The sequence below is a fragment of the Zwartia lucis genome, assembly GCF_965234455.1.
GTDB classification, from domain to species: Bacteria; Pseudomonadota; Gammaproteobacteria; order Burkholderiales; family Burkholderiaceae_B; genus Zwartia; species Zwartia lucis.
Map to the genome: position 1 here is coordinate 74,027 of NZ_OZ248475.1, position 22,331 is coordinate 96,357.

General features: G+C 52.6%; 26 protein-coding genes and 1 pseudogene. 16 read left to right on the plus strand and 11 right to left on the minus strand.

Annotated features, from left to right (window positions below):
- The first annotated feature begins 14 nt into the window (after positions 1–14).
- From AC8GE9_RS14625 to AC8GE9_RS14640, 4 genes are read left to right on the plus strand one after another with little or no spacing between them, the layout of a single operon-like run.
- Positions 15–1,232 (plus strand): capsule polysaccharide biogenesis protein, encoded by a 1,218-nt coding sequence (locus tag AC8GE9_RS14625; protein WP_506677890.1) that lies wholly within the window; start codon positions 15–17, stop codon positions 1,230–1,232.
- On the plus strand, positions 1,229–1,981 hold the full coding sequence (locus AC8GE9_RS14630) for an SDR family NAD(P)-dependent oxidoreductase (protein WP_506677891.1): 753 nt from the start codon (positions 1,229–1,231) through the stop codon (positions 1,979–1,981). Before AC8GE9_RS14625 ends, AC8GE9_RS14630 begins: the two co-directional genes overlap by 4 nt.
- Positions 1,974–3,470: an LTA synthase family protein gene (locus AC8GE9_RS14635; protein WP_506677892.1), complete on the plus strand. Its 1,497-nt coding sequence runs from the start codon at positions 1,974–1,976 to the stop codon at positions 3,468–3,470. Before AC8GE9_RS14630 ends, AC8GE9_RS14635 begins: the two co-directional genes overlap by 8 nt.
- The gene (locus AC8GE9_RS14640) at positions 3,467–4,360 is read left to right on the plus strand and encodes an LpxL/LpxP family acyltransferase (protein WP_506677893.1); all 894 of its coding nucleotides are present in this window, start codon (positions 3,467–3,469) and stop codon (positions 4,358–4,360) included. Before AC8GE9_RS14635 ends, AC8GE9_RS14640 begins: the two co-directional genes overlap by 4 nt.
- A gap of 76 nt (positions 4,361–4,436) precedes the next feature.
- Here the strand turns inward: AC8GE9_RS14640 and AC8GE9_RS14645 are convergent, their stop codons facing one another.
- Both AC8GE9_RS14645 and AC8GE9_RS14650 read right to left on the minus strand, forming a co-directional pair.
- Entirely contained in the window at positions 4,437–5,351 is a 915-nt protein-coding gene (locus AC8GE9_RS14645) for an SMP-30/gluconolactonase/LRE family protein (RefSeq protein WP_506677894.1), read from the minus strand.
- Positions 5,352–5,381: 30 nt separating this feature from the next.
- Positions 5,382–6,134, minus strand: coding sequence for a GntR family transcriptional regulator (locus AC8GE9_RS14650; protein ID WP_506677895.1), 753 nt, complete (start codon positions 6,132–6,134; stop codon positions 5,382–5,384).
- 127 nt (positions 6,135–6,261) lie between these two features.
- On the opposite strand from AC8GE9_RS14650, the gene AC8GE9_RS14655 reads away from it, so the two are divergent.
- From AC8GE9_RS14655 to AC8GE9_RS14685, 7 genes and pseudogenes are all read left to right on the plus strand, one after another.
- A complete protein-coding gene (locus AC8GE9_RS14655) occupies positions 6,262–7,632 on the plus strand; it encodes an acyclic terpene utilization AtuA family protein (protein ID WP_506677896.1) in 1,371 nt (456 codons plus the stop codon).
- Positions 7,633–7,644: 12 nt separating this feature from the next.
- Positions 7,645–7,953: a DUF4387 domain-containing protein gene (locus AC8GE9_RS14660; RefSeq protein WP_506677897.1), complete on the plus strand. Its 309-nt coding sequence runs from the start codon at positions 7,645–7,647 to the stop codon at positions 7,951–7,953.
- Entirely contained in the window at positions 7,950–8,714 is a 765-nt protein-coding gene (locus AC8GE9_RS14665) for an ABC transporter permease (protein ID WP_506677898.1), read from the plus strand. The genes AC8GE9_RS14660 and AC8GE9_RS14665 overlap by 4 nt, the downstream gene beginning before the upstream one ends.
- Positions 8,715–8,717: 3 nt before the next feature.
- Positions 8,718–9,479, plus strand: coding sequence for an ABC transporter permease (locus AC8GE9_RS14670; RefSeq protein ID WP_506677899.1), 762 nt, complete (start codon positions 8,718–8,720; stop codon positions 9,477–9,479).
- 44 nt (positions 9,480–9,523) lie between these two features.
- Positions 9,524–10,558 carry an ABC transporter substrate-binding protein gene (locus tag AC8GE9_RS14675; protein ID WP_506677900.1) on the plus strand — a complete coding sequence of 345 codons (1,035 nt, stop codon included), beginning with the start codon at positions 9,524–9,526 and terminating at the stop codon, positions 10,556–10,558.
- Positions 10,559–11,326 carry an ABC transporter ATP-binding protein gene (locus AC8GE9_RS14680; RefSeq protein WP_506677901.1) on the plus strand — a complete coding sequence of 256 codons (768 nt, stop codon included), beginning with the start codon at positions 10,559–10,561 and terminating at the stop codon, positions 11,324–11,326. It abuts the gene before it with no gap.
- Positions 11,327–11,463: 137 nt separating this feature from the next.
- A pseudogene (locus AC8GE9_RS14685) lies at positions 11,464–11,583 on the plus strand (helix-turn-helix domain-containing protein); the annotation flags it as partial.
- A gap of 1 nt (position 11,584) precedes the next feature.
- Here AC8GE9_RS14685 and AC8GE9_RS14690 read toward each other — a convergent pair.
- Positions 11,585–12,718: an ATP-binding protein gene (locus AC8GE9_RS14690; protein WP_506677902.1), complete on the minus strand. Its 1,134-nt coding sequence runs from the start codon at positions 12,716–12,718 to the stop codon at positions 11,585–11,587.
- A gap of 237 nt (positions 12,719–12,955) precedes the next feature.
- Here AC8GE9_RS14690 and AC8GE9_RS14695 point away from each other — a divergent pair, with 237 nt between their 5' ends.
- Together AC8GE9_RS14695 and AC8GE9_RS14700 are read left to right on the plus strand one after the other, a co-directional pair.
- The gene (locus tag AC8GE9_RS14695) at positions 12,956–13,297 is read left to right on the plus strand and encodes a type II toxin-antitoxin system RelE/ParE family toxin (RefSeq protein ID WP_506677903.1); all 342 of its coding nucleotides are present in this window, start codon (positions 12,956–12,958) and stop codon (positions 13,295–13,297) included.
- Complete coding sequence (locus AC8GE9_RS14700) at positions 13,287–13,583, plus strand: helix-turn-helix domain-containing transcriptional regulator (protein ID WP_506677904.1); 297 nt, start codon at positions 13,287–13,289, stop codon at positions 13,581–13,583. Before AC8GE9_RS14695 ends, AC8GE9_RS14700 begins: the two co-directional genes overlap by 11 nt.
- Positions 13,584–13,601: 18 nt before the next feature.
- Here AC8GE9_RS14700 and AC8GE9_RS14705 read toward each other — a convergent pair whose 3' ends face one another.
- From AC8GE9_RS14705 to AC8GE9_RS14735, 7 genes are all read right to left on the minus strand, one after another.
- Positions 13,602–14,843 (minus strand): MFS transporter, encoded by a 1,242-nt coding sequence (locus AC8GE9_RS14705; RefSeq protein WP_506677905.1) that lies wholly within the window; start codon positions 14,841–14,843, stop codon positions 13,602–13,604.
- A gap of 17 nt (positions 14,844–14,860) precedes the next feature.
- Complete coding sequence (locus AC8GE9_RS14710) at positions 14,861–15,931, minus strand: metal-dependent hydrolase (protein WP_506677906.1); 1,071 nt, start codon at positions 15,929–15,931, stop codon at positions 14,861–14,863.
- A complete protein-coding gene (locus AC8GE9_RS14715) occupies positions 15,919–17,055 on the minus strand; it encodes an MFS transporter (protein WP_506677907.1) in 1,137 nt (378 codons plus the stop codon). Before AC8GE9_RS14715 ends, AC8GE9_RS14710 begins: the two co-directional genes overlap by 13 nt.
- Before the next feature lie 117 nt (positions 17,056–17,172).
- The gene (locus tag AC8GE9_RS14720) at positions 17,173–17,676 is read right to left on the minus strand and encodes a peroxiredoxin (protein WP_506677908.1); all 504 of its coding nucleotides are present in this window, start codon (positions 17,674–17,676) and stop codon (positions 17,173–17,175) included.
- Between the two features lie 163 nt (positions 17,677–17,839).
- Positions 17,840–18,304: a universal stress protein gene (locus AC8GE9_RS14725; RefSeq protein ID WP_506678087.1), complete on the minus strand. Its 465-nt coding sequence runs from the start codon at positions 18,302–18,304 to the stop codon at positions 17,840–17,842.
- A 92-nt stretch (positions 18,305–18,396) separates the two neighbouring features.
- Positions 18,397–18,741 (minus strand): protein tyrosine phosphatase family protein, encoded by a 345-nt coding sequence (locus AC8GE9_RS14730; protein ID WP_506677909.1) that lies wholly within the window; start codon positions 18,739–18,741, stop codon positions 18,397–18,399.
- 38 nt (positions 18,742–18,779) lie between these two features.
- Positions 18,780–19,508, minus strand: a complete 729-nt coding sequence (locus AC8GE9_RS14735) for an SUMF1/EgtB/PvdO family nonheme iron enzyme (RefSeq protein WP_506677910.1) — start codon at positions 19,506–19,508, stop codon at positions 18,780–18,782.
- A gap of 99 nt (positions 19,509–19,607) precedes the next feature.
- On the opposite strand from AC8GE9_RS14735, the gene AC8GE9_RS14740 reads away from it, so the two are divergent.
- From AC8GE9_RS14740 to AC8GE9_RS14750, 3 genes are read left to right on the plus strand one after another with little or no spacing between them, the layout of a single operon-like run.
- Positions 19,608–20,219, plus strand: coding sequence for a glutathione S-transferase family protein (locus AC8GE9_RS14740; RefSeq protein ID WP_506677911.1), 612 nt, complete (start codon positions 19,608–19,610; stop codon positions 20,217–20,219).
- A 25-nt stretch (positions 20,220–20,244) separates the two neighbouring features.
- Entirely contained in the window at positions 20,245–21,471 is a 1,227-nt protein-coding gene (locus AC8GE9_RS14745) for an MFS transporter (protein WP_506677912.1), read from the plus strand.
- 25 nt (positions 21,472–21,496) lie between these two features.
- Positions 21,497–21,715 carry a SlyX family protein gene (locus tag AC8GE9_RS14750; RefSeq protein WP_506677913.1) on the plus strand — a complete coding sequence of 73 codons (219 nt, stop codon included), beginning with the start codon at positions 21,497–21,499 and terminating at the stop codon, positions 21,713–21,715.
- Here AC8GE9_RS14750 and AC8GE9_RS14755 read toward each other — a convergent pair.
- Positions 21,709–22,329: a glutathione S-transferase gene (locus AC8GE9_RS14755; RefSeq protein ID WP_506677914.1), complete on the minus strand. Its 621-nt coding sequence runs from the start codon at positions 22,327–22,329 to the stop codon at positions 21,709–21,711. The genes AC8GE9_RS14750 and AC8GE9_RS14755 overlap by 7 nt on opposite strands.
- Positions 22,330–22,331 lie beyond the last annotated feature (2 nt).

Consider the following 22,331-nt stretch of genomic DNA (forward strand, 5'->3'; position numbering starts at 1 on the left):
GGTCCCCATTTTTTATGCGGCTGGCACAGGCGCTGCGAAATGAGGGTCAATCTGTCTCAAAAATCCAGTACACCGTAGGTGATACGCTGTATTGGACAGGTGCTTCCACGGGTTGTCACGTGAGACGCGAGCAGTTATGTGATTTTTATCAGCAGATCTTTACTCAACTCATCCCCACGGATATTGTTCTATTTGGAGACTGTCGGCCTGTCCATGTGCCTGCAATTGCGCTGGCATCTACTCTTGGTATTCAGGTGCATATTTTCGAAGAGGGATATTTTCGACCCGACTGGATCACGCTTGAAACGACGGGGGTGAATGGTTATTCATTACTTCCCATGCAAAGCGTATGGTACAGAACCGCGGCACGGATCCTGCACGATGCCCCCCCTCCCGCAGCACTTCCCTCTAGCCTAAAAGCGCGCGTCTTGCACGACATCGCGTACAACCTTGGCTGTATCGCAAACTCCATTTTTTATCCCAACTACCCGACCCATGTCACCGACACCATTCATGAGGAATACGTAGCCTACGCTAAACGCGTCATGCGAGTTAGAAACACACGCGCCAAAGATAACGAAAAAGTACGGTCTCTGATCACCTCTGAAAAATATTTTCTCCTGGCTTTACAAGTCCGTGGAGATGCACAACTTCGTTTTCACTCAGACTATGCAGATAGTGAAAAGCTTTTACGTGAAGTCTTGGGTTCTTTTGCCAAGCATGCTCCACCGGATGTCCGTCTAGTCGTTAAAAACCATCCACTTGATCCTGGAGTTATGGATTACGGGGACCGTATTGTCAAGCTCGCATCAAAATTAGAGATCTCTGAGCGAGTGGATTATCTGGAGACAGGTCATTTACCCACCCTGTTAGATCATGCACAGGGACTCATCACTGTCAACAGCACCACAATTGGTCAGGCCCTTTTTCATCGCTGCCCTGTTAAAGCACTTGGACGTAGTATTTTTGCTGTTGATGGGCTCCTATGTCAGGAAAGTCTGGATATTTTTTGGCGTCAACCTGGTCAGGTCGATATGGTGTTATTCAATGACTTTAAAAAGGTCGTGACTCATCTCACCCAAGTCAATGGCGGCCTCTACACCACCGAAGGGATTGCACTCGCCATTAAAAATGCAATCCCGCGTCTTCTTGAGTCTCCCAGTCGCTTGGCTATGCTAATGGATATCGTGCAGCCTGTTGTGCCCTCCGCTCGCGTTGAGGTGCATGCATGAATATCGTCATCACGGGTGCATCAGGCGCCATTGGTCAGGCACTCGCGTTAGAGTATGCGGGTCCTAAGATCACTTTGCATTTACATGGACGAAATGCAGAGGTCTTGGAATCGCTGGCTCTTCAATGTGAGCAGCGTGGTGCCATTGTTCAGATCGAAACGCTTGATCTGTTTTATCTTAATGCGGTGGCAGACTGGGCCCAGCGCCTATGCTATGAGGGTGTGCCTGATCTGCTAATTCTCAACGCTGGCATAAACATTCATACCTCATCAGAACAGCCTGACGAGTCCACCGATGCTTCACATGAGTTAATGCTCGTCAACCTGTTATCCGCCATCAGGCTGATTCAGGGCTGTCTGCCTGCTATGCGCGTGCGTGGTAGTGGCCAAATCGCCTTAATCAGCTCCTTGGCCGCCTGGCGTGGTCTCCCAAAAACTCCAAGCTACAGCGCGAGTAAAGCTGGACTGAAAGCCTATGGCGAGGCCCTGCGCACAGATCTCGCTTCTGCTGGCATCCGTGTCAATGTGGTGATGCCGGGTTATGTTGACTCGCCCATGAGCATGGCCATGCCGGGGCCTAAGCCTTGGCAATGGACGCCAGGGCGCGCAGCACGCGTCATTCGTCTTGGTCTGGATCGAAACAAAGGCCGTATTAGCTTTCCTTTTTTTTTGAGTATGGGCTGCCATACGCTCGCTCTTTTACCAGATAGCGTCTCTGGCTGGCTCTTGAGAAAATTCGGCTATGGCTGAGATGTTGATCTGCGTCTTGACCACCCTCCTCGGGGGGTGGGCAGCCGAGCAATGGATGACGCCAACACCGAATTCGGTCTTTAGACGACCTTGGCGTGCAAATGTCATGCACGTTTCGATTTTGGTTACGGTATTTGGGCTGTATCTGCTTGTACTGCGTCGCCCTTGGTTGGCCTCTGCCTTAACGTTAGGTTTGCCTGTCCTATTGATCATCATCAACAACACCAAGCATACCCACCTTCGGGAGCCTTTTCTGGCGAGTGACTGGAGTTATTTTGTTGAGGCGCTTCGCTATCCGCGTTTGTATTTTCCCTTTTTTGGTTCGCTCAAAGCGGCGCTGATGCTCGGTACCTTTGTGTCCGTGCTGACTCTATGGCTGTGGCTTGAGCCTCCTTGGTCTGGCAACATCAACCCGCTCGTGATGGTTGGGATGGGTTGCGTCGTTGGCGGTGCAGTATGTCTTCGATGGGCTTGTTTGTCTTGGCCTACAGATAGCCGCACAACCAACTACGATGTCGAGTCAGACGTCACCCAATGGGGACTCTTTGCAACGCTTGCGCTTTATGGATACGATCTTAAACGTCCCCCCAACCAAACAGGCTCACCTTTTTTATCTCTCCAAGCCCCAGAATACAAGCTCCTACCGCATTTCATCGCAATACAGGCAGAGTCTTTTTTTGACCTAAAGAGACACTTTACAGGGCATCTGTCTGAGCGTTGGCTTGTCAACTTGGATGCACTCAACGATGAGTCTCATGCCCATGGTCCCTTGATCGTCCCGGCTTGGGGCGCAAATACTGTCCGCACAGAGTTCGAGTTTTTAACAGGACTGAGTGCATCACATTTCGGTGTACACCGCTTTCAACCCTATGCTTTAGCCTTTAAGCATACTCCACGATCCCTAGCTCGCTACCTGAAAGTCAATGGCTACGAAACCATATTTGTGCATCCTTACCTTAAAAACTTTTACAACCGACATCGAGTCATGCCTCAGCTTGGATTTGATTCTTTTTTAGATGTGACCGCATTTGATGCGCCTGCATCATCTGAAAACTATGTGAGTGATCTTGCTTTGGGAGAGACATTGGTTTCGTTGCTCAATCACGCTCAGGGTCCCACATTTCTGCAAGCGGTCACTATGGCGGGACATGGTCCCTATACCCGCAAGGGTGCGGAGCCCGCCGAGGTTTTGGATAAATACGCGGCTCGCATGGCGGGCACGGATGCGATGCTTGGGTATCTGCGCGAGGCGCTACCCAAGCTGAATCGTCCTGTCGTGCTGTGTGTGTATGGTGACCATCCCCCAATTTTGCCAGAGGTATATGCCTGGTTGGGTATGCCTGATGGCACGACTGACTATGCGGTGTGGTGCAGTCAGCCTATCGCTCATGCTCCTAAACTCAGCGCTACGCCTGAAACAATCCATGCCCATATGCTCGCTGCAAAGATGTTGCGTGTTGGCGGTTTTACTGAAAAGCTCGAATCGTGAAACGCGTTCATTTTGTTCAGGCTCTGGGGAAAATCATTGGCTATTGTTTATGCCGGCTTTTACCGATTGATTGGGTGTCCAATTTGGGTGCGAAGATGGGGCGTTATCGTGAGGCAAAAGAAAACGAACTCCGCCCCCGCGTTGAGATAAATCTAAAATTTCTGGGTGTAGATCGTCCTAGCCCATTACTCACGCTACTCAAGGCAGAAAACGGTCGCGCCGCACTAGAAATGTTGATTGCAGATCGGATTGCGCGCGTTGGCAGGGTCCGCTGGATACCCAATCAAGAGCTTGATCATGCGATACAACAAAAACGTCCAATTATTTTTTGTTGCATCCATCTCTCTAATCTTGGTGATGTAGTGGGTGCTTCAATCGTCCATGAATTTGGGTACGGAGCCCCTGACTATAGAATGGGCGGGGCTGCAAGACAAATCGCTGATCCTATCGATCGCTGGATCGCAAATCGCAGTAGAAGGCTGCTTTTGGGTAAGCAGTCCGCCTGGGTATCCGCTCCAAAACCCGGCTTGGCCCGTCAAATTTTAGACGAGCTCTTAACACCGCCGAGTATCCTCATGCTGCACGTTGACGAGTCGCGCAAACATCAGGTCCACTGCCCAAGCTTTGGTCGTGAATTACCCAAAGGGATCAACCTACGCTATGCCGTCAAGCTCGCCATGCGATCAAAGGCCTGCCTGGTTCCGTTGTATCTACTGAGGGATCCCAACGCAACCGCGCACTTCACGGTTCATACAATCAGAGTAATGGATTTCAACAGCGTATCGTATGACGAGCAAGAGGCTATCCAAACAATTGATCAGGATTTTGAGCAGATTGTGCGGCGATACCCCGAGCGCTGGCTACAGATTTACCATGCGCGGCTGGGTTGAGACAAAATGGACCGCTGACGCATCCGTTGCTTTGCACTCGATCAAATGCGTCAAAGCACGAACCTGATTTACCCCTTTACTCCTGCCCAAACATTCCCAAGCCCGCCTCGGGCACCTTTGCCATCAAGATGCTACCTGTGTCCGATTCAGTCATAAACAGTGTCTTGTTCTCAGCGCCACCATAGGCAATATTCGTGGTCGATAGCCCCGCACAAGAACGCAGACGATAAAGTGGCTCGCCCAACTTACTGAAAATCCAGACTGAGCCAAGACCACAGTGTGCCACGGCAAGACCACCAGTGACATCCGCAGCGATGCCGTCCGGACCTGCAGAGCCTCCCGATAACTGAATATACGCACCAACCTTTGACGTTGTTCCATCGGGATGCAGAGGCATGCGCCAAATCTGATTAGCACGCGTCGCGGCGACATACAAAACCTGTTGATTGGGACTCAAGGCCAATCCGTTCGGACTTGCGACATTTGAGATCAACAGATCCACCTGACCATCCGGGCGCAGACGATACACGCGACCGCTCGGATCCTGCATACCGGTCTGACCTTGATCGGTAAAATACAAATCCCCATTACTCGCAAAAATCAGATCGTTGGTTCCCTTGAGACCTTCGCGCCGCACATGGTCCAGAACAGGCGTAACTTTGCCGCTTGTCGGATCTAGCTGCATGATCCCATAGCGATGATCTGCAATAAAAAAACGCCCATCCTTGTGAATCTTGAGCCCGTTTGGCCAGCCATCGTATTCAGTGACGACCGACCACTCTTTGTCGGGCGTGATCTTCAGCACTCGACCATAAGGAATATCTGTCACATAGAGATTACCTTCTCGATCAAACGATGGTCCCTCAATAAACGAATGTAAGTGGTCGCTTCCCTTACCAAAGCTCCACCCAGATTTACGATTTTTCATCCGCAAGTGGTCGGGAATACTTGAAAAGAGAGTGGTCTCAATTTCTTTTGGGGGTGCATACATGATCTCGTCTCCGTCTAATAATTGATATATTTATTTATTCACCGGCTTTCTCAAATCCGGCCCCAGCACATATTCAGTCTCTACATCACCACGAAATAACGACTTGCCACAAATCATGATCTGACCCTTTGGGTCCAGAAAAATATTATCTCGCACGATCATCGCACTCCCCTTGGGCACCTCGAGTCGGCTTGCCAGCAAGGCATCCGCAACGATTGCTGAGACCTGGACCACGATGGTCGGCACACGGTACCCCACGATTGCACTCACAAATGCGTGCACAGATTGCGTCAACAACATTTCACCTGTGACCGCCTGACCGAGCTCAATCGGCAAGTAACGAATTTCCAGACACACCGGGTTGTCATGGATCATCCTTAAACGTTCGAGCTTGAACACCTGTGTGCCCTTGGGCAAGGAGAGTTGAGCCAAGACCGAAGGAGGTGCTTGCACGAGTTCATAGTTTGGCGAGCGGTAACTCACACGGAGCCCCTCGAGTGCAACCTGATCCTCAAAAGGTAAACAATGGCGGGAATCGATCGGAAAAGTCCCCATCATGACTGGCGCGACAAAACTGCCACGACCGGCATGGCGCGTCACCATGCCCTCAAACACTAGTCGCGATAACGCTTGCCGTACCGTTGCACGAGTCGTTTTAAATCGAGTCGCGAGCTCAGACTCAGAAGGTAATTGGGCGCCTGGCGCATACATCCCCGAAGCAATCCCCTCTCGGACACATTGCTCAATACGTTCAAAAATAGGCGTGCTTTTTATTTTGGTCATGCACAATTAATGGCAATTAATGGTTGACTCTAGCAATAACAGCCTTTACATTTTAAATGACTATACAACTAAAACAAAACGTATTACGTTTAAATTTCGTAGTCTAAAGCGCGGGAGATAACTGCACATGAGTGATATGAATGAGTTTCGGATGCTTTCCACCAGTGGAATTCTGGGTTACGGGTTTCCCGAGGCTTCACTCGAAGCAGGCATGGCCCTAAAGCCACACGTGATTGGTGTCGATGGAGGCTCGGTGGATCCGGGACCGCACTATCTGGGCTCCGGAAAACCGTTCTGCTCACCGATGGCGATTCGACGAGACTTGCGTCTGATGCTCAAGGCTGCGATCAAGCATGGCTGCAAACTCATCATCGGCACTTGCGGCGGAGCAGGCGGCGAGCCTCATCTTGATTTAGTCGTACAAATGGCCCGAGAGATCGCCGCAGAAGATAAATTACATTTCAAAATGGCCGTGATCCACGCCGAGCTCAAGCCCGACTTCATCAAAGCACAGCTTCAGCAAAAAAAGATCCGTCCCCTAGGCAGACACCACGAGCTTGACCCCGCCACCGTTGACCGCGCGATCCGCATCGTCGGCATGATGGGGCCAGAGCCCTTTGCTCAAGCCCTCAATTCCGGCGCGCAAGTGATATTAGCTGGGCGATCAAGCGATCCCTCACCTTGGGCTGCAGCAGCCATCAACGCAGGCTTTCCTCCCGCCGCAGCCTGGTATGCCGGCAAAATGCTCGAGTGTGGCGCGACCCCTGCTATTCCAAAAGGCCACGACTGCCTGATGGTCAAGATCAGAAAAAATGGCGATGTCGAATGCGAGGCAATGAACCCCATTCGCCGCTGCACCAGTGTCTCGATCGCAAACCACAGCCTACATGAAAACGCGAGTCCGATTCACCACGTCGAGCCTGGTGGACTCCTCGATACCTCCGCCTGCACCTTTGAAGAAGTGACCGATCGTGCCGTGATTATTCGTGGCATGACCTGGACGACCAATCCTTATACGGTCAAGCTTGAGGCAGCCGAGTTGGCCGGCTATCGCGCCTTTACTATTTGTGGCACACACGATCCGTTGCTGATCAGCACGGTTAAGACCTTTTTGTCCAATATCCGTGAACTGACTGCCACCAAAGCGGCTGACCTCGGCGTCAAACCCACCGAGTACACCCTGGTCATCCGCACCTACGGACTGAACGGTGTCATGGCAGAAAGAGAACCCGTACAAGACGCCACTGCCCACGAGCTTGGTTTTCTGGTGGAGGTCGTCGCCAAAGATCAAACAACGGCCAATAGCGTCCTCGCACTTGCACGCACGCAAATGCTGCATATGGACTTTCCGGGGCGGATGTGTCGAGAGGGCAATATGGCCTTTCCGTTTTCACCCTCAGATCAAGAAGGCGGGCCGATGTACCAGTTTTCCATGCACCACGTGCTCGAAGTCAACGATCCCTGCGAGCTCTTTCCGATCGATTACGAAAACCTTTAAAGGGAACGCTAAATGCCACTCATCAAAGATCTCGCCATCGTATGCAAAAGCAAAAATGCTGGCCCGTTCGAGCTCACGATTGATGTCGTGTTTGATAATGCCGAGGCCTACAATCGGGTCAAACGCTCAGGCGTGCTGTGCCCAAAACTGTTCGCAAAACTTTATAACGTCAACGAACAAGACGTCCTCTTTACACCCTATGATGCCGCCTTTGCCTTTAAAGCGACCCTCCCTAGGCTCGTTCCATCTGGTGGCATCGGTGACACAGACGTCTACGGTGCCCAACAACACGCACCGGTGCTCAACATTCACATCCCGTGAATAGCCCCCTCACCAAACTAAAAGCACTGGGATTCGGTGCACTGTCGATTGTGATCGGGCTATTTGTTTGGGAACTTTGTGCGACACAGTTTTCTGACTTTATCCTACCCTCACCGCTCAGCGTTTTTGCGCAGTTTTTCGATCCCGTCTTTGCGCCCAGACTCTTCAAGGCTGTCACCGGCTCGTTGGTGCAGCTCGGGCTAGGCTTTTCGTTGGCGCTTTTGATCGCCGTGCCACTTGGCACCCTGCTCGGCCGCTCCGACACCCTGTATCGGATGTTTAATCCGGTGATCAACGCCATCTACGCCATTCCACCTGTAGCGATGGTGCCCTTTCTGATTATCTGGTTTGGCTTATTCCTCGAGTCACGCGTTGCACTCGTGTTTCTGATGTGCTTTTTCGACATCCTTGTGGTCATTATCGCGGGCTCACGGGATGTCAGAACCTCATGGATTGATGTCGGCCGATCGTTTGGTGGCAGCCGCTACTACTGCCTGCGGCACATCGTCTTTCCCGCCTTGACACCTTTTCTGTTTGCCTCACTCCGCGTCGGTTCGGCTCGAGCGATAAACGGCATGATCACCGCAGAACTATTCTTTGCCGCCGTCAATTTAGGACAACTCCTTAAGCGCTCAACCCAAGCCTTTGACGCCTCTGCAGCCCTGGCGGTCGTGATGACCGTATGCCTGATGGGGCTACTCGCACAAAGCATCATTCATATGCTCGAGCGACGCCTGTTGCACTGGCACTTGAGGCGCTGACCTATGAAAACACTTAAAAACGCGCTCCTGCCTCTGATCGGCTTTGGCCTCGTGCTTGGCTTATGGGAAATCGTTGGACTTAAGCTCGGCAGCAGTCTGTTCGCCCCCGCATCCTCCGTTTTTGTGCAATATGTGGCCATGCTGCGCGAAGGCACAATGCTCCAGGAGCTTTTTATCTCCTTGCGTCAAATGTTGTTGGGATTTTCACTCGCATGCGTGATCGGGATGCCGATGGGCATCGCGATGGGACGCTCCACGATCTCAGACGCCATGCTCAGACCGTGGGTCAGCATCTTTGTAGTGACCTCGACAGCCGCCCTGATCCCGATTCTGATCATGATTTTAGGGACCGGACTCACCCTGCGCTCAACCGTCGTGTTTTTAGCAGCCGTCTGGTACATCGTGCTGACCACCTACAACGGCGCCAAAGGCATCAGCCCCGAGCTCCTCGCCGTCGGTCGATCCTTTTCCGCTAACCGTACACAAATTTTTTGGAAAATCATCCTGCCAGCGCTTTATCCTTACCTCATTACCGGCGCACGCATCGGACTGATACACGCTATCCGCGCCATGGTGATGGCCGAAATGTTTGTCATCGTCGGCTACGGCGCCCTGATCAATCAGTCCGGGATGGAGATCAACACCAGCTCACTACTCAGTCTGCTACTCACCCTGGCGTTTGTCAGTCTGATCGCAAACGCCCTTCTTTCGCAATGGGGGAAACATCTGGCACCCTGGTATGAACAACAACGCCAGAGACTTTAAGTAAAAACTTTTATAAGCTCATTAAGAGCCACAAGGAGAAGACCATGACAATCACTCGCAGAGATCTACTGAAGCATGCCGGAATGGGATTGGGCTCAGCCGCCCTGCTGTCCTACGCACCGTTAAGCCTCGCGCAAAAAAATCGCGCCCTGAAAGCACAGATTTTGGGCTTTACGCTATCGATTCATGTGCCCGCCATCATGGCACTCAACGAAGGCATGCAAGCCCTCGGCTACAGCGCCTCCGACATGAAACGCATCGAGTCCATGCAAGTTTTGACTCAATCGATCGTGGCCGGCTCCGCCGAAGTCGGCGAGTCCGACATCGTCTCAGCCCTTCGCGCAGGCTCGGTCGGTGCAGACGTCAAAATGGTCGGTATGGTCTACAACAACACCAGCCAAGTGCTGGTCGTCAACGCCGACAAAGTCAAAAGCTACGCGGATTTTAAAAATAAAGATAACGCCATCGCCCTGAACTCAACTGGCGACTTTATCTACGTCATGTTGAGCGGTATTTTTGAACGCAATGGCGTCAATATCGAAGACGCCACCGTAGTGGACGTCGGCGGCTCAGGCTCACGCATGCGCGCGCTGCTTGGTGGACGCGTGGCAGCTGTGCCCGTGCACTTTGACCAAGCGGCCGACATCCTCAAACAGGGTAATTACAAAGTCATGGTCGAGCCCTGGAAAATCTACAACCCCTGGCTCTCGGAAGCATGGCTGGTACAAGGCTCTTGGCTCAAAAATGCAGACAACGCCCGCGCCATTACTGACCTGCTCAAAGCCACCGTGACATCGTTTCGCAAGACCAACCAAAGCCTGTCCTACTTTGCCGAGGGCTATCGTAAATACGCCACCGTCAAAGACGCCAAGACTGCGACCGAAGAGCAACTCAGACCCGTCTGGGAAACCCTCTCCAAGCAAATTAAAGCCTGGCCTGACGATGGCGGCTTTCGGATCAAGTATTTTGAAGAGCTCATGCCCGTCTACGTCAAAGCCGGAACGGTCAAACGCGGTACCAACATCGCCAAAACGATCGACACTCAGTACATGGAAAAAGCCCTCAAGGAGCTCGGCTAATTGGCACATTTCAAGCTTGAGATCGAAGGGATCACCAAGATCTACCGGCAGGGCATAAGCGGCCTGCCGGTACTGGAAAACTTTTCACTCCAAGTCAAAGATCTGGAATTTCTCGTGTTGCTGGGTCCCTCAGGATGTGGCAAGTCCACACTCCTGAGAATCATCAACGGCATCGAGACCAGCGACGGCGGACGCATCCTGATCGATGGCCAAGACGTGACCGGCACCACCGGACACGGCCGCGGCATGGTATTCCAAAGCTTTGAACTTTTCCCATGGCGCACCGTGCTCGACAACGTCGCCTTTGGTCTCGAAGTGGCTGGTGTTGAAAAGCAGCAGCGTCTCGCGCAAGCACGTGCGTGTGTCGAACTCGTTGGCCTCACCGCCTTTGAAAACGCCTACCCCCACCAACTCTCAGGCGGCATGCAGCAGAGGGTCGGTATCGCCCGGGCATTGGCGATCAAACCCAGCATTCTGCTGATGGATGAGCCCTACGGTGCCCTCGACGTACAGACCCGCGATCTGCTTCAAGACGAATTACTCAATATCTGGGAGCGTGAGCGCAAAACAGTCGTTTTTGTCACCCACTCCATAGAGGAAGCGCTTTATCTTGCTGACCGGATTGTGGTGATGTCACCCAGGCCAGGCCGGATAGCACAAATCATTGACGTCCCTTTTGCTCGCCCCCGTCGTGACGAGATTAAAACCGACCCTGAGTTTTTAAAGCTCAGGCGTCATATCTGGGAGAGCTTAAAAAAGATGAGCTGAGCGCATCCAACGGAATACTGAACCAAACACCCCCCGGACATTTTTCAACTACAACTTGAGCTGTCTCAAGACGATACCTTAGCTGGCAACAATCTCGAGGATTGGAAAGTATGTTGGGATTAAAGATCGCCATATTTCATCTAAACACAACTGCCTCAACGATACGCAAATGGGAACAAGGTGAAACTCGCCCCACTGGCCCCGCCCTCAAGCTACTGAATGTACTCGCAGACAAAGGCTTACAAGCAATTATCTAATTCACGCCGACAACTCCGCAAGCCACGTCGCAGCATCCGTCACAAGCACACCTTGTCTCGACTGAGCTTGTCTCAACTGCCCCACCAGCTGAACCGCAGTCGCGTCTGGAAACTCCCCTGCAAACCGTGCCAGTGCCGGATGTACACGATCATCCATTGCTTTGCACTCAATCAAATGCGTCAAAGTACGATCCTCGCTGATCGCAAAGTCCACCTCTGCTCCGTCCTTAGTGCGAACATAATGCAGCTCTACTTCACGTCCGGAGCTATCCTGTAAAAAGTGAACGTGCTTTTGAAGCATCGTCGCCATCGCGTTTTCAAGGCGCACACCAGAGTCACCTCTGACGAGCCCCGTGTCATAAAAATAAATCTTCGGCGTCTTGAGCAACCCTCTGGCGATATTTTTATGCCAAGGGCGAATCGTAAAAACGATGAAAAGCGCCTGCAAAATTTCCAGATAGGTCGCCACGGTCATGGGCGAAATCGCGAGGTCACGTGCGATTGATGCCAATGACAATGGTGAGCCCACTCGATCACACAAAATCTCGACAAAAAGCCGCATAGCGCCGACCTCTCGCAAGCGCGAAAACTCAAGCACATCGTCGCGAATCAACCCTGTTAAATATTGAGATCGCCAACGATTCGCGTCCTCTGTCGACTCAACCATGCACGGCTCAGGAAATCCACCACGTTCAACCAAATGAGAGAGCGCCACTGCAGGCTCTACACCCATCGTCGAGCACCACTCCTTGACCGAAAATGGATGCAAGCGATAAGAATAAAAACGCCCTGCCAGCGACTCTCCAGCATGTCGGAAAGTATCCAACCTCGCGCTGCCCGTCACGAGTAAAGCTTGCGACGCTGGTCGACCATCCACGACGCCCTTGAGCCAGTTATTCCAAAGATTCATCTTGTGAATCTCATCGAGGACCAATAGCCCAGCGTCCTGTCGCCAGGCTTGATCGACCAACACGCGACGATCTTGCGCAACATCCCAATTCAAGTACTGAGCCCGCTCGAACTTTGGCATCAGTTGTTTGGAAAGTGTGGTCTTACCGACCTGACGTGGTCCGGTCACGATCACCATCTTGCGATGGAGATCTTTAAGGACGAGGTCATCGAGATAGCGTTTCATGCGACTATTTTATAGTAAATTATAATAAAGTCGCGACTATTTTATAATTAAATATATAAAAGTCGCTTAATAAGACAATAGATCCACGACCCACAAACAAGATTTGGGCAACTTGGAAACAAGTGTTTCATCATGAAACACACGTTACAGCCACTCTGATTTAACCTGCGCCGTTTTTCTTCAAAGCGAACTTTTCGTCATTTTTAAATCTTGACTTAAATTCGTTTATAAACGAAAATGATCGCTTATAAAATTGAACATTACTTAAGTCTTGCAGATAAGCAGGATATCTACTTAGATTGGCTAAGCCGGTTGCGAGACAAACAAGCCAAGATCGCAATAATCAGGCGCATGACTCGCATCGAAAATGGCAATTTCGGCGACCACAGATATTGCCGTGATGGTGTCTGGGAAATGCGCATCGACATAGGCCCTGGATACCGTATTTACTATGCATTAGTCGGACAGCGGGTGTTGCTACTTCTATGCGGCGGGGACAAACGCACTCAAGATGCGGACATTACGCGTTCTGTTATTTACTTTAACGACTGGCAAAGGAGAGGCGACAATGAAAAGTAGACCACACGACGACGCAATGGCCGAGCTGTATCGCAACGATCCTGCGCTCGCAATAGACGTAGTCAACGACATACTCGAAGACGGCGATCAAGCTGAGCTTCTTATCGTGTTGAGACAATTGACCCAAGCCTATGGTGGTATTCAGGCAGTGGCCGAGCAGGCGCAGCTCAATCCGACACAGCTTTATCGCACTCTATCCCCAAAAGGAAACCCTGCACTCAGCAGCCTAACGGCTATTCTCAAAGCAATGGGCCTGCGCCTCAAAGTGCAGACTACCGCTAGCTAGCATCAAAAAACGGAGCCTCTACCCTCGCACCGCATTCCGCGGCAACGTCATCGACATCAACCCGGCTGCAATCAGCAACCCGCCCGACATCCCGAACGCCACCCAGTGCGTACCAAATGTCTCATAGCCCCAGCCACCAATCCAGGAGCTAAAGGTCGCACCAAATTGGTGTCCGAGATACGCCAAGCCATACAACACACCGACCAACCTGACACCATAGGTATCGGCCAAAATCGCAGAGGACATCGCGATGCTACCCGCCCAGACTAGGCCGCCAACAAAAGAGGCTGCGAACAGCTCAACGTGAGTACCCACCATCACCAGTGCAAAGAACCCTAATCCGCGTACAAAATAAATCACAGCCAAAATACTGCGACGCTCGAGCTTATCCGCCAGGCGTCCAAGAATCAACGTTCCAAAAATCGCCACGATACCGATGACACTAATTCCCATCGCACTGGTCGCCGAATCAAAACCATGATCCATCAGCATCGGCAATCCGTGCGTCCCCAACAGATTCATACTAAAGCCGCAGACAAATAATCCAAGGCAGATCTTCCAGAACACGACCGTACGCACTGCATCAGAAAAAGTCATTGCAGAGGCCGCAGCGGCTCTTTGTTTGTTTTCCGCATTGATCTGCGAGGGCAAGAGGTCCGTGTTTTCAGGTGCCTCATCATTGATGATGAAAAGCGCTGAAGGAATGGTTAATAATGCAAACACAATCGCAAAACTAAGCAAGGTCGCCTGCCAGCTATAGGTCTCAATCGCCCAGGTCATCAAGGGCGTCATTACCGCAATCCCTGCCATCGAACCTGTAGACAGATAAAACAGCGCCATGCCGCGCTGACGTGTGAACCAGCGACTGATCACCGGCGTCAACGCCACGGGACTGGTAAAGGCCAGGCCGACCGACATCAACACACCGAAGGACAGCATGAACGACCACGGCTCGCGCGCCACGATGGCCCAGAGTACCGAACCCATCACAATCACCGTTCCTACTAACAACACAAAGCGGGTGCCATAACGAGCCACCAACATCCCGGCGATAGGCATACCGATGCCGTAAAAAAGCATCCCAACGGCCACGATTGTCGCAAGCAAGGTTCGGCTAAAGCCCAGATCCTCGGCCATAGGGATAAAAAATGGACCGATGCCCAGCCTCATCCCGACTGTTAGCAAGGTAATAAACGTCGCGACCGCGACAATGTTCCAACCAAAATACCACTTACCGGGTCTTGCCTGCACCTGAGTCAATCTCGTCCCCTTTATTTTTATTGGGCACCACAACGTTCTAACTGTAGCGCTTGAATGGATCGACCAGTATGGTCGGCGACAGGCAGCGGCACATCCTGTCCCTTGATTCGCGCCCAAAGCCAGGGCAAGGCACTTGCGACATCAGGTCTCTGTCCCACTGCGCGCGACACAATCTCACGACTTGCACCGCCCTCCAAAGAGCCCACGTCAAAGCGGAAAAAATAGTACGGCTCCTGACCCATGCGCAGATCCATCACAGTCAAGCGTCCGTCTTGTTGACCTAGACTATAAAAGCCGTGACTAAACAATGCGATCGCCGCGGCACCCGCATTGTTTGCAGCAACAGGCGCCAAGGCATCGCAACGGGGATACTGTCTCCAAGTAATCTGAGGCTTCTCATCGAGTAGAGACCGGAAACCCTCGTAATAAGAGTCGGGTGTCATCGCGACCAAGCGCCAAAGAATTGAATTGAACGCGGTGGGGTTCACTAATAATCGTTCAGCCTGAATGCCAGACTTTTTTAAGGAAGCTTCCGCAAGCTGGGTCATATGCGCTTGAACAGCAACGCCCCACGCAAGATACAGGGTGCTAAAGGCGAGTCCGACCGCGTTCCATTTCAAGCCACGCGCAGACTTCAAGATCAACGCCGCACCTAAACCGATTAAAAGCGGAACGGTATACAGAGGATCAATAATAAAGACACTTCCCACACCAAACGGGTGATCCGTAAACGGGAGTAATAATCGCGTGCCATACACCGTCATCACATCGAGAAGTGGATGGGTAAAGAGCGCCAACCAAAACGCCAAGGTCCATCTGCGCCACAGCGTGGTGTGACCCTGCCCCTGCAACCTTGCCAAGCCCCAGCCAAGGATCGGTGCCAACAGGCTCAAGTACAACAAAGAGTGACTCTCTGCACGATGGCGGATCATATTTAAAATGGGGTCGCCGTGATTGATAACCGCATCCAGATCTGGCAGAGTCCCCGCGATACCACCCCAGAGCGCAGCTTTCCATATCGCAGTGCGATGCCCCATCACCCCGACCGTGATCGCCGCACCGAGCGCGATCTGGCTTACCGAGTCCATTTAGGCTGCCACATCAACAACACCAGAATCAAGGCGCACACCGAACTAAACACGTAGAGCATATTGGGGCCACCGGCACGCATCAGGGCGCCCGCGATCATCGGTCCGATCGTGGCACCCACGCCATAGGTCATCATCACGACTGCAGCCAAGCCCACCCGCTTCTCAGTAGTGACGCGGTCATTGGCAAGGTTAGAGGCCAGGGTATAAAAGGTAAACTGAATCACCCCAAAGCCCGCGGCAAAAATCAGCATCACCCAATACGGCCAACTCATCCAGCCCCACATCAGCACCGCGATCACAGTAAAGACGACCGCGTTATTGCGGATCAACTTGGTGCGGTCAGTGCGATCAGAGAGCCAACCCATCGGCCACTGTGCCATCAGACCTGCAATCACACTCGTCGCCGTGAAGAGCGCGATCTGCGGCGTAGTCAGACCTTGGCTATACGCAAAGACCGCGGCCAAACCATAAAACGATGCGGAAATATTTCCCGCTAAAAATACGGTAAAAAGTGCCTGCGGAGCGGCTTTGAAAAAATAAGGAAAGTCGATCGGCGCGGGAGGCTGTGGAATAGGCAACTTGCGTTGTGTCAACACGATCGGTAACAAGCTCAGCGCCTGACACAGCGCCACAAAAATAAGTGGACGCAAATCGTGTGTTGGATAAAGCGTAATCGCGAGTTGACCAAGCGCGGTGCCCGAGCCAGACATCACCATATAGACCGACATCACACGACCGCGATGACTGTTTTCTGTTTGCTCGTTGAGCCAGCTTTCCACCACGATGTATTGCACCGACATCGCCACACCAACGATCAAGCGCAATCCAATCCAAATAGGCAAAGAGTCGAACAAACTTTGAGAGAGCACCGCACAAATCGACAAGATCGCGGCGGTCGCGCAAGCGCGGACATGTCCCACTCGAATGATCAACCGATGTCCGATCCGCGCACCAAACACCAGACCCAAGTAGTAAGCAGAAATCAGTGTCCCGATCCAAAAGGCGCTCACCGACTCGGCGGACAATTTCAATGCGATGTAGGTGTTGAATAGTCCCGTACTGACCAGCATCAACAGCGTGGCCAAATACAGCGAGGGAAAGGAACTGAGGGTTGAGATCATCTGAATATGAAAACATCCCGCCTAAAAAGGGCAGAGGCCCTCATGAGACGGGATGAAATGAAACGTGAGTGTGACGAAACGAGTCCGTCAGACTCAGCCTACAAAAAAACGAATCGCTTAGATCGCTTTGAGCATCGAAGCAGCGTCGCTGATCTCGTACTTGCCAGGACCTTCGACATGTAAAACTTTGACGACACCGTCATCGATATAGGCTGCGTAACGCGTTGAGCGAGTGCCCATGCCGCGCGCATTGAGGTCGAGTTCCAAACCGAGTGCTTTAGTCCACTCAGCAGAGCCATCGCCCATCATGCGAACCTTGCCAGCGGCTTTCTGCTCGCGGCCCCAGGCACCCATGACAAAGGCGTCATTGACGGCAACGCACCACACTTCGTCAACGCCCTTGGCTTTGATCGCGTCAAAATGCTCAACATAGCTAGGCACGTGTTTGGCTGAGCAGGTTGGCGTAAAGGCGCCAGGCAGCGCAAACATCAAAATCTTTTTGCCCTTGACCAAGTCGGAAACTTTAAACGCATTTGGGCCAACGGTGCAGCCTGCTGTTTCAGTTTCGATGAATTCTGTGAGTGTGGCATCGGGAACCCGATCGCCGACTTTGATAGTCATATGCGCTCTCCTGAGGCTTCACGGGCAGCGACGGCTGCCACACTTGAGCCTAGCGTGACCTCTATCATATGCCAGCTAAGGATCAAGTGCGAGGGCAAATCACAAACAAACATAAGCCCCCGAGCAATCTCCACAATGAGTGTGTGGTCTTGCTTAACCTCGATTACTTCGCCTCGTCTTTGACCCGATACACCAACACGGAAGTATGGGTCAACGCAAGAACCTTGGTCGTCACACTACCCAGCAGCAAACGTGACAAACCGCTGCGCCCATGGCTAGAAATAAAAATAATTTCGCACTGATAATCCTTAGCGGATTGAACAATACCGTCTGCGATATTGAAGTTCGACACAGCGTGCGCAGTGGCCTTAACGCCTGCGGTTTCGGCGCGATCCACGACAGCTTTGAGGTGCTTTTTAGCTTGCTCTGCATTCGCCTTGTCATAGTCCTCATCGGTGATGGCATAGGCCGCTGACATGCCGTCAAAACCCATCGTCGCCGCAAAAGGCTGTGAAACGTGGAGTGCCACGATCTCGGCACCCGTAGAGCGTGCAAAAGAAATACCTGCGTTTGCGGATTGCGCTGACAATGCGGAACCGTCGGTCGGGATTAATATTTTTTGGAACATCATAGACTTTCCTCCAAAGAGAACTGAACGACTACATACTAGCCCCTAAACCGTAACAACCCAATAGGGAAAATGCGGACAATTGATCAAAATCAAGAATTTCCGGTCGCGGCCCGATACAGGACTGTGCAACGGGTACCCGAGCGGCAATACGCCAAAATCGGTTTAGGCAGCGTTCCTAACAGCTCTGTAAAGCGCTCGACGTCTTGCGCAGTCATCCCGCCGCTCACCACCGGCTGATACTCAACGGCTAGACCGGCAGCTTTAGCCGCCGCGCTCACTGCAGCCGCCGTTGGCTGATCCGGACCCGATTCGTAATCAGGACGATTAATAATGACGCTTTTAAAACCCGCTGAGGCAACCGCAGCCATATCACCCGGCTGCAACTGAGGCGCAACGGCAAAATCGGGATTTAAAGCGCTGATAGGCGTAGACACAGGGATCTCCTAAAATAAAGAACAAACGATGTTAAAGCTTAGTATACGCAGCGAAAGCCGATATAGGCCACATACACATCGTCTGGTTTGTATTGCATGCCTTCAACACGCATTTGCGAAGGCCCATACCACCAGGAACCTCCTGCGGTCAGGTGTGTCTTGCCTTGGGCGTCCAACAACCATTCCCAGGCATTCGCCCCCATGTCATACAGTCCATTGACACCTGCGCGCGTACGACCGACCGGAGCATGACGCTCCCAGCCATCCGCGCCACCCTTCACATTGGCACCCTGGCCAGTATCGCCCGTAGGATATTCGTAGGTTTTACCCTTGATAAATGGTGCGGGAGGGTTGTCACGCTGTTCGGTGTAAGCCGCCCGTTGCCACTGCGCTTTGGTGGGCAGGTCTCCGCCCGCATCCTGACAAAAGGCACGTGCCTCCGCCCACTTGATCTGAACTGCGGGCTCATCGGCTTGAGCCGGGATGCCGAAGGGTGTGCGCCAGTTCCAGCCTGGGCGCTTTTGCCAGCCCATCACATATTCGAAACCTCCTCCGCTACGCTCGGCCTCGGTCACGAGACCTTTGCGTTGGGCATACTCGGCAAAGCGACCGATACTGACCTCAGTCAGGTCAATCTTAAAGTCTCCAAAATCAACCCTGGGGCTCTGAGTACTGGTTTGAGCCAAGACGCTTGAGGAAATGGCCAGGGCCATCACCCAGGCAACACCGTTTATAAAAGTGCTTTTAAAGGGCATATTTCGAGTCATCTTCAGGATCTCTTGGTGCAAGGACAAATTTGAGCGATACTCAACTGTAAATCAATACAACACCGCCATACACAACACCCACACAAACTGGAGATAAAAATGATTTTGGTTGGCCGCTATGTTTCACCCTTTGTTCGCCGCGTCGGCGTCGTTTTGCAAACCCTCGGCATCCCCTACGAGCATAAAAGCTTGTCGACCGCCAAAGACGTCGAAGCCATCAAGTCGTTTAACCCTATCGCCAAGGTACCCGTTCTCGTGTTGGACCATGGCGAGCACCTGGTCGAAAGCTCGGCCATCATCGATACCCTGCTTGAAATGAGCCCCGGCCAGAAACTGCTGCCAGCCAGCGGCGCCGATCGCCGTCACATTCTCCAGCATTGCGCCGTAATGACCAGCGGCCTCGACAAGGCGATTCAGATTTTGTACGAACCCCTCAAGCGCCCCACTGAAAAAGTTCATCAGCCCTTCATCGACGGTCTTAGTGCACAAGTGCGCGCCAGCCTGGTCATGCTCGAGGAACTCGCCGCCAAAAATACGTTTCCGGGTGGCGACAAGGCCCGCCTTGATTGCCTGACCGTCGCCGTCGGTTGGTTCTTTCTCAACAAAATGATCCCCAAGGTTGCCGTTGCCGCCGACTTCCCTCACCTCGTGGCCCTGACGGCACGTTGCGAAGCGCTACCATCGTTCAAAGCCTGCCAACTCGAGGCCTAAACCCATGCAGTGGGCGCCATCCGCCATGAAATCAACAATTTTTCATGGCTGGTGGATGGTTGCGGGCTGCATGGCGGTCGCGACCGTCGCCTGGTCCTTCGGTCTCTACGGACCGAGCGTTTATCTGCACACCATCAGTCAACTGCACGACTGGTCGATTGGCTTGGTGTCGTCGGCCTTGACACTCGCCTTTCTGGTCAACGCCTCAGTATTGAGTTTTGTCGGAAGCGCCATTTCCAAATACGGTCCGCAACGCGTCATGGCGCTTGGTGCCGCCGTGATGGCAAGTGGTTTTATCGCCATGAGCGCCATCACCCAAATCTGGCATGTCTATGCTAGCTTTGCCCTGATGGGGCTAGGTTGGGCCTGCTTGTCGACCACCGCCATCACCTCCTCCCTGGCCCCCTGGTTTGATCGTCATCAGGGACGTGCCGTCTCCACAGCCATGTTGGGGGCAAGCATCGGCGGTATGGTCGGAGTGCCTGTTTTGCTCGCGCTGATTGGCACCTTTAGCTTTTCCATTGCCATGCTTGTGGTCGCCTTGATCGTTTTAACAACGGTTTGGCCCATTAGTTTTTTTATTATGCGTCGACACCCGCAAGATCTGGGTCTCTATCCCGATGGCATCGCACCAATAGACAGCACGCAATCTTCAGCGCCTCGGACCTGGACGCGATCTGCGGCACTGAGTACAACAGCCTTACGAACCGTCACCCTGGCCTTTGGTTTCGCGCTGATGGTACAAATCGGCTTTCTGACTCACCAGGTGTCGTTATTGCTTCCCGCGATCGGCACCTCAGGTACTGCGCTGTGTGTCACGCTCGCAGCGGTTCTCGCGTTTCTCGGACGCATGTTGCTGGCGCGCTTTTCAGACCATCTGGATGTTCGGTTAATCGCGTGCGGGGTATTGCTCAACGCGGCCGTGAGTCTGAGCCTAGGTGCTTTTTTCAACGACCATACCTGGGCACTCATCATCGCGGTCTTGGGCTTTGGGCTGTCTGCAGGGAGTATCACCACATTACCGCCACTCATTGTGCGCCGTGAGTTTGGTGCCGCATCGTTTGGTGCGATCTTTGGTGTTGCGGCGATGCTCATGCAGCTGATGTCTTCCTTAGGTCCCGCCTTTTTTGGTGTGCTGTTTGACTTGAGTGGTGGCTATCAGCTCCCGCTTGGCCTCGCAGCAGGCCTCAACTTTTTTGCCGCTGCGGTTGTGATGCGTGGTCGTCAAACCTCTACCCGGACGACCTCATGAGTCGCCTTTCTCATAAAAGAAGCCTATGAATACGCAACCCTCTCTCGAGCAACGCCTAACGGATCTAGAGATCAAAACCGGACTTGCCGACGATATGCTTGATCAGCTGAATCAAACCATTTTTCGTCAACAACAACTCATTGATGCCCTTGCACGAGAGGTCAATGCACTGCGCCAGCAGCTCCCTCAGGATCGCAATACAGGCTTACAAAATTTGCGCGACGAACTCCCGCCACATTATTGAACCGACAGCTTAGCCATGATCTTTTTGAACAGCTCGCTCTCGACCCAGCCGCGCAACCACTGTCGCGTCGCAGAATAAGGACTCGCATCAAACCAGCTCGTATCGACCGCAGCGAACTGCCTGATAAAAGGAAATAACGCGACATCACTGAGGTCCGCAGTCTCGCCGCCTAAAAAAGCAGATTGAGACAAGCGTTGCTCCAGCACCTCAAGCTGGCAGCTCAGTGCCTGATGACGATAATAGGTCTGATCAAACTCTGGGTACCGCTCAGCATATTTGTAGCGATCCAGCCAATACTTGAACGTCGTATCGTTGCACGTGATCAACGATTCTTGCCGCGCGAAAGCCTCAGAGTCTTCCTCCCAGCGCAACCACCCGAGTGGATCGTACTGTTGAAGTGCCCAGCGCATGATATCCAAGCTCTGGTCAATGACCTGTCCATCGGCACAGTGCAATACAGGCACAGTGCCCTTGGGAGAAATCGCCAGCAACTCAGGTGGCTTGTCGCGCAAACTGATCTCGCGTACATCCAAGGCAATCTCGGCGCACCACAGCGCCATCCGCGCGCGCATGGCATATGGACAACGGCGGTACGAGTACAAAACAACAGACATCC

Excerpts from the sequence above, each read along its gene's own strand:
- AC8GE9_RS14625 (WP_506677890.1), top strand. The coding sequence starts at position 15 with ATGCGGCTGGCACAGGCGCTGCGAAATGAGGGTCAATCTGTCTCAAAA.
- AC8GE9_RS14630 (WP_506677891.1), top strand. The coding sequence starts at position 1,229 with ATGAATATCGTCATCACGGGTGCATCAGGCGCCATTGGTCAGGCACTC.
- AC8GE9_RS14635 (WP_506677892.1), top strand. The coding sequence starts at position 1,974 with ATGGCTGAGATGTTGATCTGCGTCTTGACCACCCTCCTCGGGGGGTGG.
- AC8GE9_RS14645 (WP_506677894.1), bottom strand. The coding sequence starts at position 5,351 with ATGTATGCACCCCCAAAAGAAATTGAGACCACTCTCTTTTCAAGTATT.
- AC8GE9_RS14650 (WP_506677895.1), bottom strand. The coding sequence starts at position 6,134 with ATGACCAAAATAAAAAGCACGCCTATTTTTGAACGTATTGAGCAATGT.
- AC8GE9_RS14655 (WP_506677896.1), top strand. The coding sequence starts at position 6,262 with ATGAGTGATATGAATGAGTTTCGGATGCTTTCCACCAGTGGAATTCTG.
- AC8GE9_RS14660 (WP_506677897.1), top strand. The coding sequence starts at position 7,645 with ATGCCACTCATCAAAGATCTCGCCATCGTATGCAAAAGCAAAAATGCT.
- AC8GE9_RS14670 (WP_506677899.1), top strand. The coding sequence starts at position 8,718 with ATGAAAACACTTAAAAACGCGCTCCTGCCTCTGATCGGCTTTGGCCTC.
- AC8GE9_RS14675 (WP_506677900.1), top strand. The coding sequence starts at position 9,524 with ATGACAATCACTCGCAGAGATCTACTGAAGCATGCCGGAATGGGATTG.
- AC8GE9_RS14690 (WP_506677902.1), bottom strand. The coding sequence starts at position 12,718 with ATGAAACGCTATCTCGATGACCTCGTCCTTAAAGATCTCCATCGCAAG.
- AC8GE9_RS14695 (WP_506677903.1), top strand. The coding sequence starts at position 12,956 with ATGATCGCTTATAAAATTGAACATTACTTAAGTCTTGCAGATAAGCAG.
- AC8GE9_RS14700 (WP_506677904.1), top strand. The coding sequence starts at position 13,287 with ATGAAAAGTAGACCACACGACGACGCAATGGCCGAGCTGTATCGCAAC.
- AC8GE9_RS14710 (WP_506677906.1), bottom strand. The coding sequence starts at position 15,931 with ATGGACTCGGTAAGCCAGATCGCGCTCGGTGCGGCGATCACGGTCGGG.
- AC8GE9_RS14715 (WP_506677907.1), bottom strand. The coding sequence starts at position 17,055 with ATGATCTCAACCCTCAGTTCCTTTCCCTCGCTGTATTTGGCCACGCTG.
- AC8GE9_RS14720 (WP_506677908.1), bottom strand. The coding sequence starts at position 17,676 with ATGACTATCAAAGTCGGCGATCGGGTTCCCGATGCCACACTCACAGAA.
- AC8GE9_RS14725 (WP_506678087.1), bottom strand. The coding sequence starts at position 18,304 with ATGTTCCAAAAAATATTAATCCCGACCGACGGTTCCGCATTGTCAGCG.
- AC8GE9_RS14735 (WP_506677910.1), bottom strand. The coding sequence starts at position 19,508 with ATGACTCGAAATATGCCCTTTAAAAGCACTTTTATAAACGGTGTTGCC.
- AC8GE9_RS14740 (WP_506677911.1), top strand. The coding sequence starts at position 19,608 with ATGATTTTGGTTGGCCGCTATGTTTCACCCTTTGTTCGCCGCGTCGGC.
- AC8GE9_RS14745 (WP_506677912.1), top strand. The coding sequence starts at position 20,245 with ATGAAATCAACAATTTTTCATGGCTGGTGGATGGTTGCGGGCTGCATG.
- AC8GE9_RS14750 (WP_506677913.1), top strand. The coding sequence starts at position 21,497 with ATGAATACGCAACCCTCTCTCGAGCAACGCCTAACGGATCTAGAGATC.
- AC8GE9_RS14755 (WP_506677914.1), bottom strand. The coding sequence starts at position 22,329 with ATGTCTGTTGTTTTGTACTCGTACCGCCGTTGTCCATATGCCATGCGC.